Origin of the sequence: Prosthecobacter sp., from assembly GCF_044222345.1 — a bacterium.
Classification (GTDB): Bacteria; Verrucomicrobiota; Verrucomicrobiia; order Verrucomicrobiales; family Verrucomicrobiaceae; genus Prosthecobacter.
Genome location: NZ_JBGANL010000098.1, coordinates 1 through 9,019, shown reverse-complemented (window position 1 = coordinate 9,019; position 9,019 = coordinate 1). Strand labels below are relative to the sequence as shown.

Sequence of the window (9,019 nt, the reverse complement as noted above, 5' to 3'; positions counted from 1 at the left end):
GGGCAAGCCGCAGTTCATCCCGGTCGGCACCTGGAAAGTGGTGACCATGATGGCCACACCCACCTTCCGCTACGACAAGCAGTTCCTTGAAGAAGGGGTTCGGGGTGAGGAGGCTTTTCAAATCCCCCCCGGGCCGAACAGTCCCATCGGCGTCATCTGGTGTGGCCTGAGCAAGTCGGGCATCGGTCTCCATGGCACTGCCATGCCACGCACCATCGGCCGCACCCGCAGCGCGGGCTGTGTCCGCTTTGCCAACTGGGACGCTATTCGTCTTCCTCAACTCATTCGGCCAGGAACGCGTGTCATCGTGCGTTAATATTCCTCTATGCGTATTCTCATCGCCGGTCTTTTCCATGAGACCCACACCTTTCTCGACGGCCTCACCCCGCTCTCTGATTTCCAAATCCGCCGCGGAGAAGAACTCTGGGCCTCCAAAGGCGACTCCTCCCCCCTCGGCGGCGTCCTTGAACTGGCGGATGAATTCGGCTGGGAGATGATTCCCGCCGCCGACTACCGCGCACAGCCTTCCGTCACCGTGGCGGATGAAGTGATTGAGCAGTTCTGGAACGACATCGCCCCCGCTGCGGCCAAAGCCGACTACGACGCCATCTATTTGGTGCTGCATGGGGCCATGGTCTCGGAAACCATCCTTGATGTGGAAGGCGAGATCCTTCGCCGGCTGCGAACTCTCACCACCGTGCCCATCTTTGGGGTCTTTGATCTGCACGCCAATTTCTCCCCGCAGATGGCGGCACTGGCCGACTGTTTGGTAGGTTATCGCGAAAATCCGCATACTGACGCACGCGAGGCCGGATTGATCGCAGCGCGTTTGCTGAACCGCTGCCTCACCACGGGCCAGCGTCCGCACATGCAGCTCCAGCAGCCGGGCCTCAACTGGCCGCCAACCGGCACTGGTACGGCGAATGATCCCATGCTGACGCTGGAAACAATGGCGCGGCAGTTTGAAGGCGATTCACTCTGGGCCATGAACGTTGTCGCAGGCTTCAGCTTTGCTGATACCCCGAACACTGGAGTCAGCTTCGTTGCCTGCACCACGGCAGATGCTACGCAGCCGTTGGAAGCGCTGAGCAAGCGTGCGCATGAACTCAACCACCTCGGCCAGGTCACCGATCCGCCGGTGGATGAGGTTCTCGAACAGCTCAAGCCACTGCCTGCAGGCCTGACCGTCCTCGTGGAACCCTCGGACAACATCGGCGGCGGCGCACCCGGAGACTGCACCGGGCTGCTGCGTGCACTCATTCGCCATGGCATTCCAAATGCTGCCATCTGCATCAGCGATCCGCAGTCCGTCAGTGAGATCGAAGCCGGCGCACGCACCATCCAACTCGGCGGCAAAGGTAGCCGTCTCGACCCTGGACCCCTGGAACTGGAAGTGGAGCTTGTCGCCTTGAATGACGGACGCTTTGAACTCGAAGACAAAAACAGCCACCTGGCCAGCATGTGCGGGGATGTGTTCGACATGGGCCGCTGCGCCGTGGTCCGGCATGCGGGACTTACCATCCTCATTACGAGCGTGAAGACACCGCCCTTCGATCTCGGCCAGTGGCATAGCCAGGGCATTGCGGTTGAAGGACTTGGAGTCGTTGCCGTCAAAGCTGCCGTGGCTCATCGCCGCGCCTATGACAAGATCGCCGCCCGCATGCTGTGGGTGGATACACCGGGACCTTGCAGCAGCAATCTGCAGACGCTGCCGTACCGTCATCTGCGACGCGCCTGATAAATTCATCCCAAGAGGCAGCTCAGTGCAGCGTCATGCGGTGTGATTCCACGCCGCCATGAACACGAACGATCCTAAACAACCGTCTGCGTATCAAGTGCCACCCGGCTGGGAGCGGTTTCAGCCGCCGCCTGTTGCGGAACCCGTAATGCAGGCGGTCATGGTGGAAGATGCGGCACCAGTGCCGCAAGTGCGCACTTCAGTGTGGCTGCGCTGCTGGCGGCAGATCGGTGGTGGTTCGCTGTTGCTCAGCATTGCAGTGCATTGCGGTTTGTTGCTGCTGGCGGGAGTAATCATCGTCGGCACGCAGATCGCGAAGAAGGAAGTGGACTTCATTCCGGCGGGGCAAACGCAGGCGAGTGTGGAGGCTTCGCAAGATTTGGAATATCGAGTCAGCATGAAGCAGATGAGTGCGATGGCACGCAGGGTGCCGCAGACGCGAATTGGTGTGGAAGCACCAAGGGATGTTTCACTGCCAGAGGGCGAAGTTATGGTTCTGCCGGAGGTGGGGCAGGGAGGGTTGCTTGGCAAGACTTTGATAGTCAGTGGTGTAAGTGGTCCTGGTCTAGGTGGAACGGGGCCTTCCGCCCAAATATCCAAACTTCCGCATCTGTTTGGTGGCAGGTGCTCGATGCAGAGCCGTTTGGAGAAACTGAGGGAAAATGGGGGCACGCCGGAGTGTGAGATGGCAGTTTCGCGCTCACTGGCTTGGTTGAAGGGGCGGCAGAATGCGGATGGATCGTGGGGGAGCAGGAACAAGGCGGCGATGACGGGTTTGACGCTGCTGTGTTACTTGGGACGCTGCGAGACGCCGGATTCGGCGTTCTACGGCGACAATGTACGCGATGGGATGCTCTATCTGGTGGAGCTGGCACGGAAGAATCCGCATGGGATTTTGGCGGACAATGTTGTGTCGAATTCCGCAACTTATGAGCATGGAATCGCGACTTATGCGCTCGGCGAAATATATTCGTTTTACCGGCTGGGGAACCGCAGCCTGCCGGGATTGCGCGAGACTTTTGAAAAAGGGGTGCAGATTATCATCGAGCAGCAGAATTTGCAGGGCTCCTGGACCTATGGGGGGAAGGATGCGGGCCTGCCGACTGCTTACAACAAGGACAGCCGGGGTGAGGATTTGTCGGTCAGCGGCTGGCAGTTTCAGGCGCTGAAGGCGGCGAAGCATTCGGGGTTGAAGATTGAGGGGTGGATGGGGCGATCAAACGCTGCTGCGATTATCTGGAGTCCACAGACGAAGGCTGGCAGGTTTGGCAAAACAGACCGGGATGAGCACTACAACCAGGGGCCTGACGGGATGCGGGGTGCTGGGGTTACGGCACCACAGGCGGCTCCGGTGAAGAAGGGGATTCGTTTTTTGCGCGAGTTTCTCACCAGCGAACCGCTGGACTGGGAGCGCAACTGCAACCTGTACTGCTGGTACTATTACACCCAGGCTTTCTTTCAGGCGGGTGAGGATGACTGGAAGTTCTACAATGCGCAGTTTTTGCCGCAGATTCTTGGCGCGCAGCAGGCCGACGGCTCCTTCAAACGGGGCCGTCCGAACTGGCCTGCGGGGGATGCGGCGGACGCGATTTACCGTCAGTGCCTGTGCACGCTGCAACTGGAGGTCTATTTCCGGTATCTGAAGGTGGCTGACCGTGAGGAACCGTCGATTTTTGAGAGGCAAACAAGGCGGTAATTGAGCAGCCTCACAAGATCGGGTGAGGCATTACCAAGGGGGGGGTTGCAGCGAGGTTCAATTTGAGCTTTTATAACGCCAGCGTGAGTCCAGTATTCCGCAGCCTCTCTCTTATGGAAGTTTTTGCCGTCACCATCTTCGTCAGCCTCATGTTTGCCGTTTTGTTTGCGGCCCTGTATCTGGCGGAGCGAGTGCAGCGGCGGCGGGGCAGCATCGAGCAAGATGCACTGCTGCCACTCGACGAACCTGAGGGCACCCGCGTGACGGTGCCTGCAACACCTTCCTCACACTCCCTTTCCCATGACTAGCACCGCAGCCTCCAAAGTACCCATTGAATTCAACGACAAAGTCGTCCGCCAGTTTATGCTGGCGTCGATCATCTTCGGCGTCGTTGCCATGCTTGCCGGCGTTTTCATCGCCAGCCAGCTCAACTTCCACCAGCTCAACCTCGCTGAATGGCTAACCTTTGGCCGTCTGCGTCCGCTGCATACGAATGCGGCGATTTTTGCGTTCGTGGGCAACATGATGTTCGCAGGCATCTACTACTCCACGCAGCGGCTGTGCAAGTGCCGCATGGGCAATGACACGCTGAGCGCCATTCACTTCTGGGGCTGGCAGCTCATCATTGTGGCGGCGGCGATCACGCTGCCGCTGGGGCTTTCACGCGGCAAGGAGTACGCCGAGCTGATCTGGCCGATCAACGTGGCGGTGGCGGTGATCTGGGTGGTGTTTGCGATCAATTTCTTTCTGACGCTGCACAAGCGGAACGAGCCGAGCCTGTATGTGGCGCTGTGGTTCTACATCGCGACGATTGTGACGGTGGCGATGCTTTACATCGTGAACCACCTTTCGATTCCCACGAGTTGGACGCACAGCTACGGCGTCTTTGCCGGTGTGCAGGATGCGCTGGTGCAGTGGTGGTACGGGCACAATGCCGTGGCCTTCTTCCTGACGACGCCGATCCTTGGGATCATGTACTACTTCCTGCCGAAGGCGGCGGAGAGGCCGGTGTATTCCTACCGGCTGTCGATCGTGCATTTCTGGTCGCTGGTGTTTCTTTACATCTGGGCGGGCCCGCACCACCTGCTGAACACGGCGCTGCCGAAGTGGCTGCAGATGCTGGGGATGTTCTTCAGCCTGATGCTGTGGGCTCCGAGCTGGGGCGGGATGCTCAACGGCCTGCTCACGCTGCGCGGTGCGTGGGACAAGCTGCGGACGGATCCGGTGATCAAGTTTTTCATCGCCGGGGTGACGTTCTACGGCATGTCCACCTTTGAAGGGCCGCTGCTTTCCATCCGTGTGGTGAACTCGCTTTCCCACTACTCTGACTGGACGATCGGCCACGTGCATGCGGGTGCGCTGGGCTGGAACGGCTTCATGGCCGCAGGTTTGTTCTACTGGCTGGCACCCCGCCTGTGGAACACCCGCCTGTATTCCAACAGCATGGCCAACTTCCATTTCTGGATCGGCACCTTCGGCATCCTGCTCTACGTGGTGGCGATGTGGATCAGCGGCATCATGCAGGGGCTGATGCTGAACCAGGTCACCGCGGACGGGCTGGCCGTGAAGAACACCTTCCTGGATACGCTGCAGGCGATCCGCCCGCTGATGGGGCTGCGCGTCATCGGCGGCGGCATGTTCCTGCTGGGCTGGATTGTGATGTGCATCAACCTGTGGAAGACGATCCGCAGCGGCAAGGCAGTGAATGAAGTGCGCGAGGTGGCGGTGCTGCAGCGCGGCGGCACGGACACGATGGGCATGAAGGAGACCTTCTTCAATGACCCGACGGCCTGCACCTTCGGAGCGCTGCTGCTGATCTTTGGCTGGATCTTCCTGCCGCCAGGAGCTGACGTGGCCTCGCTGATCTGCGCGATCGTCTTTGGCTACATGGCTGTGCGGCGGTTCCAGAAGACGAGCCACTCGTGGGCCAACTGGTACGAGAGCCTGCTGCACAACTACCTGCCGTTCACGGTGCTGACGTTTGTCGCGGTGGTGATTGGCGGGCTGATCCAGATCATCCCAACGGTGACGGTGAACAGTGCGAAGAATGTGGAAGACAGGCTGCAGAAGCTGTACGAGCCGCTGGAGCTTGCGGGCCGTGACATCTACGTGAGCGAGGGCTGCTACAACTGCCATTCGCAGATGATCCGCACGCTGGTGCCGGACGTGATGCGCTACGGCGACTACTCACGCCTGGGTGAGAGCATCTACGACCATCCGTTCCAATGGGGCTCGAAGAGAACGGGGCCGGATCTGGCCCGCGAAGGCGGTCAGCGTCCTGATTCCTGGCACTACGAGCACCTGATGGACCCGCGTTCCATGTCTCCGCAGTCGAACATGCCGCCGTATGCGCACCTGAGCGGGAAGGCGTTTGACCAGAAGGCGCTGCCTTCAAAGATTGCCGTGCTGCGCAGGCTGGGAGTGCCTTACCCGCCGATGGATGCCACGGAGATCAAGATGAAGGCTCTGGAGCAGGGAGTGAAGATCGCCACGGAGCTGAAGAAGTCGAACATCGTGGTCCGGCCCGACAGCGAGATGGTGGCGGTGATCGCCTACCTGCAGAAGCTGGGCCAGTTTGAACAGCCTGCCGTGGAGGAAACCCTGACCAAAAAAGGGCAGGGAGTGCCCTTCCCGCTGGCGCCGATCATTCCTGACAAAGGCCGCCGGGACAACGGAGCCGAGTAACCCCCCCCCAACCTTTCCGCCGTCATGTACAAGCGCATCATTTATGAAAACTGGCACCTCGTGGTGCCCATCATCTCCTTCGCCACCACCGTGCTGGTCTTTGGCATCATGACTCTCCGAGGCATGCTGCTGCGCAAGGACAAGGCCGAGAACATGTCACGTCTGCCACTCGAATAATCCCCCCGCCATGGACTCCAAGAAGCCATCCCCCAACAACAACGAGCCAATACTGAGCGACCACGTCTATGACGGGATTCAGGAGTATGACCAGAAACTGCCGAACTGGTGGCTGTTCACCCTCTACATTGCCATCGCGTGGTTTGTGGTGCACTGGTTGTGCTACTACCAGCTCGGTCTGGGCAGCAGCGACACAAGCCTCATCGACAAAGCCATGGCCGAAATGCAGCAGGCACGAGACAAGCAGATGGAATCCATCACGGATGAGCAGCTTTGGGCTCTTTCGAAGGACTCTGCGGCGGTGGAGGCCGGAAAGGCGACCTTCATGACGCCGGGCATGTGTGTCACCTGCCACGGCCCGGATCTCAGCGGCATGCTCAGCGGTGCCAAGCTGCCCGGCCTGCCGCTGAATGACCAGGAATGGAAGCATGGCGGGAAGCCGACGGAGATTTTCAAGATCGTCCGGAAGGGCTCGCCTGACATCACCAAAGGCATGGCAGCCTGGGAACAGGTGCTGGGCATGAAGCGTGTGAGCGAGGTGGTGGCGTTTGTTCTGAGCCACCACAAGGAGGGTGAGCCGATCACCCGTGCTGCTGACTCACCGCCTGCCTCTGCAACCACCGCGCCAGCGCCCGCCGCGAAATAAAGCCGGGACACCTCTATGCCAGCCCCCAACCCCAATCTCGTTTCTCTAGGATCCATCAACCAGGATGGCAGTAAAAAAACGCTGCACCCGGCGGATGTGTCAGGCAAGCTGACGCGGGCAAGGCGGCTGGCGGCGCTGGTGCTGCTGCTGATCTATGTGGCGCTGCCCTGGATCCCGGTGAACGGCTTTCCGGCGGTGTTTCTGGATGTACTGAACCGGCGCTTTCATTTCATGGGGCTGACCCTTGCGGTGCAGGACCTGTGGGTGGGGTTCTTCCTTGTCACGGGGCTGGGGTTCTCGCTGTTTTATGTCACGGCGCTGTTTGGGCGGGTGTGGTGCGGCTGGACATGCCCGTACACGGTGTTTTTGGAGCACATTTACCGGCGCATCGAGAGGCTGGTGGATGGCGATGCGACGGCACGGCGCAAGCTGGATGCCGCGCCGTGGACGGCGGGCAAGATAGCCCGGCGTGGGCTGAAGCACGGGCTGTATGTACTGGCGTCGCTGATCATCGCCCACATCTTTCTGAGCTATTTTGTGTCGCTGGAGAAGCTGTATGAGATGATGCACCACTCGCCGCAGGCGCACGTGATTGCGTTTGGGGTGATGATGTTTCTGACAGCGGGGCTCTATGGGGCGTTCAGCTGGTTCCGGGAGCAGTTCTGCGTGATCATGTGCCCGTATGGGCGCATGCAGTCGGCGCTGACGGACGACCACACGATCAATGTGGGCTACGACAAGAAGCGTGGGGAGCCGCGCGGCAAGGCGGGCACCACGGGGGCGGGGGACTGTGTGAACTGCACGCGTTGCGTGCAGGTGTGCCCGACGGGCATCGACATCCGCAACGGGCTGCAGCTGGAGTGCATAGGCTGCGCGGCATGCGTGGACGCCTGTGACAGCATCATGACAAAACTGGGGCGGAAGCCGGGGCTGGTGAGGTATGACTCCTTCATCGGGTTTGGCGGCGGGAAGACGCGGCTGATCCGACCCCGCATCATTTTCTACACCGGGCTGCTGCTGCTGGGGGTGGGAGTCTTTGGCTTTGCGGCGAGCCGGATCGAACCCATGCGTGCGAATGTGCTGCGCATGCAGGGGTCTCCCTACTACGTGACGAACAACATCGTGCGAAACCAGTTTCTGGTGAGGCTGATCAACAAGCGCAACGAGCCGCGGACATTCACGCTGGCGCTGGCCGGAGATCTGCCGGCGGGACTGGCTGCTGCGGGTGCGGATGCGCCGGTGACCATCGCCGCGCAAGGGGAGGAACTGAAGCCGCTGATGATCACGCTGCCAGAAGCCGCCTTCAAGGCTCCCTTTAAGCTCAGCATCAGCATCACAGATACGAAGGATGGCAAAACCTACCGTACGAAGCCTTTCGAGTTTGCCGGTCCGGACCCTAGCCTGAAATCCAATGACTACCTCAACCCCAGCCAATACCTCCAAAAGTGAAGCCGGGGGCTTCATCGCGCGCCGGCCCTGGTTGTGGGTGGTGCTGGCGTTTGTCGTGCTGATCAGCGCCTGGAGCGTGCTGTTCTACATCGCCATCAAAAACCAACCGGAGGTCGTGCCGCTGAAGCAGCTGATACCGGCATGATGCAGATCGACACCAGTGCTGCCGCCTTTGTGGCTGGAATCGTCACCAGCGTGCATTGCGTGGGCATGTGCGGGCCGCTTTCGTGCTCATGGGCCGTGGGACCCAAAGGGGGTGGCTTTATGCAAAGCACGGCCTTGTACCACACCGGGCGCATGGTGTCGTATGGTGCGGCGGGTGCGATCGCGGGAACTCTGGGGGCGGTGCCGCTGGCGTTTTTCCAGCATGGTGCGGGCATGGTGCTGCCGTGGCTGCTGGTGCTGGCCTTTGCGTGCGTGGGGCTGGGTTTGGATGCCTGGCTGCCGAAGCCGCACTTTCTCTCCGCCGGGCTGCGCCGGGTGCAGACGGCGGCGTTTAAAATGAAGAGCACGTGGCGCGCCGCGATTCTCGGGCTGGCGACGCCGCTGCTGCCGTGCGGGCCGCTGTACATGATGCTGGCGCTGGCCTCAGCGAATGGCAGTGCGGTGAAGGGGGGGGGATTTGCGG

General features: G+C 60.5%; 10 protein-coding genes. All 10 read left to right on the top strand.

The features are described 5' to 3' along the window. A partial coding sequence (locus ACILSL_RS25910; protein ID WP_395734975.1) for a L,D-transpeptidase occupies positions 1-316 on the top strand: 316 nt, incomplete at its 5' end. A 9-nt stretch (positions 317-325) separates the two neighbouring features. Further along, positions 326-1,738: a M81 family metallopeptidase gene (locus ACILSL_RS25905; protein WP_395734974.1), complete on the top strand. Its 1,413-nt coding sequence runs from the start codon at positions 326-328 to the stop codon at positions 1,736-1,738. A 58-nt stretch (positions 1,739-1,796) separates the two neighbouring features. Continuing rightward, positions 1,797-3,434 (top strand): hypothetical protein, encoded by a 1,638-nt coding sequence (locus ACILSL_RS25900; RefSeq protein WP_395734973.1) that lies wholly within the window; start codon positions 1,797-1,799, stop codon positions 3,432-3,434. An 83-nt stretch (positions 3,435-3,517) separates the two neighbouring features. After that, positions 3,518-3,742, top strand: a complete 225-nt coding sequence (locus ACILSL_RS25895) for a hypothetical protein (protein ID WP_395734972.1) — start codon at positions 3,518-3,520, stop codon at positions 3,740-3,742. Continuing rightward, complete coding sequence (ccoN, locus tag ACILSL_RS25890; RefSeq protein ID WP_395734971.1) at positions 3,735-6,119, top strand: cytochrome-c oxidase, cbb3-type subunit I; 2,385 nt, start codon at positions 3,735-3,737, stop codon at positions 6,117-6,119. Before ACILSL_RS25895 ends, ccoN begins: the two co-directional genes overlap by 8 nt. 24 nt (positions 6,120-6,143) lie before the next feature. Continuing rightward, positions 6,144-6,296: a hypothetical protein gene (locus tag ACILSL_RS25885; RefSeq protein WP_377167108.1), complete on the top strand. Its 153-nt coding sequence runs from the start codon at positions 6,144-6,146 to the stop codon at positions 6,294-6,296. A gap of 10 nt (positions 6,297-6,306) precedes the next feature. Continuing rightward, positions 6,307-6,942: a cbb3-type cytochrome c oxidase N-terminal domain-containing protein gene (locus tag ACILSL_RS25880; RefSeq protein ID WP_395734970.1), complete on the top strand. Its 636-nt coding sequence runs from the start codon at positions 6,307-6,309 to the stop codon at positions 6,940-6,942. A 15-nt stretch (positions 6,943-6,957) separates the two neighbouring features. Beyond that, on the top strand, positions 6,958-8,391 hold the full coding sequence (gene ccoG / locus ACILSL_RS25875) for a cytochrome c oxidase accessory protein CcoG (protein ID WP_395734969.1): 1,434 nt from the start codon (positions 6,958-6,960) through the stop codon (positions 8,389-8,391). After that, positions 8,354-8,536, top strand: a complete 183-nt coding sequence (locus ACILSL_RS25870; protein ID WP_395734968.1) for a hypothetical protein — start codon at positions 8,354-8,356, stop codon at positions 8,534-8,536. Before ccoG ends, ACILSL_RS25870 begins: the two co-directional genes overlap by 38 nt. Then, the coding region (locus ACILSL_RS25865; protein WP_395734967.1) for a sulfite exporter TauE/SafE family protein at positions 8,533-9,019 on the top strand (487 nt) is incomplete at its 3' end. The genes ACILSL_RS25870 and ACILSL_RS25865, both read left to right, overlap by 4 nt.

Coding starts and splice junctions, on each gene's coding strand:
- ACILSL_RS25905 (WP_395734974.1), top strand. CDS start 326: ATGCGTATTCTCATCGCCGGTCTTTTCCATGAGACCCACACCTTTCTC.
- ACILSL_RS25900 (WP_395734973.1), top strand. CDS start 1,797: ATGAACACGAACGATCCTAAACAACCGTCTGCGTATCAAGTGCCACCC.
- ccoN (WP_395734971.1), top strand. CDS start 3,735: ATGACTAGCACCGCAGCCTCCAAAGTACCCATTGAATTCAACGACAAA.
- ACILSL_RS25885 (WP_377167108.1), top strand. CDS start 6,144: ATGTACAAGCGCATCATTTATGAAAACTGGCACCTCGTGGTGCCCATC.
- ACILSL_RS25880 (WP_395734970.1), top strand. CDS start 6,307: ATGGACTCCAAGAAGCCATCCCCCAACAACAACGAGCCAATACTGAGC.
- ccoG (WP_395734969.1), top strand. CDS start 6,958: ATGCCAGCCCCCAACCCCAATCTCGTTTCTCTAGGATCCATCAACCAG.
- ACILSL_RS25870 (WP_395734968.1), top strand. CDS start 8,354: ATGACTACCTCAACCCCAGCCAATACCTCCAAAAGTGAAGCCGGGGGC.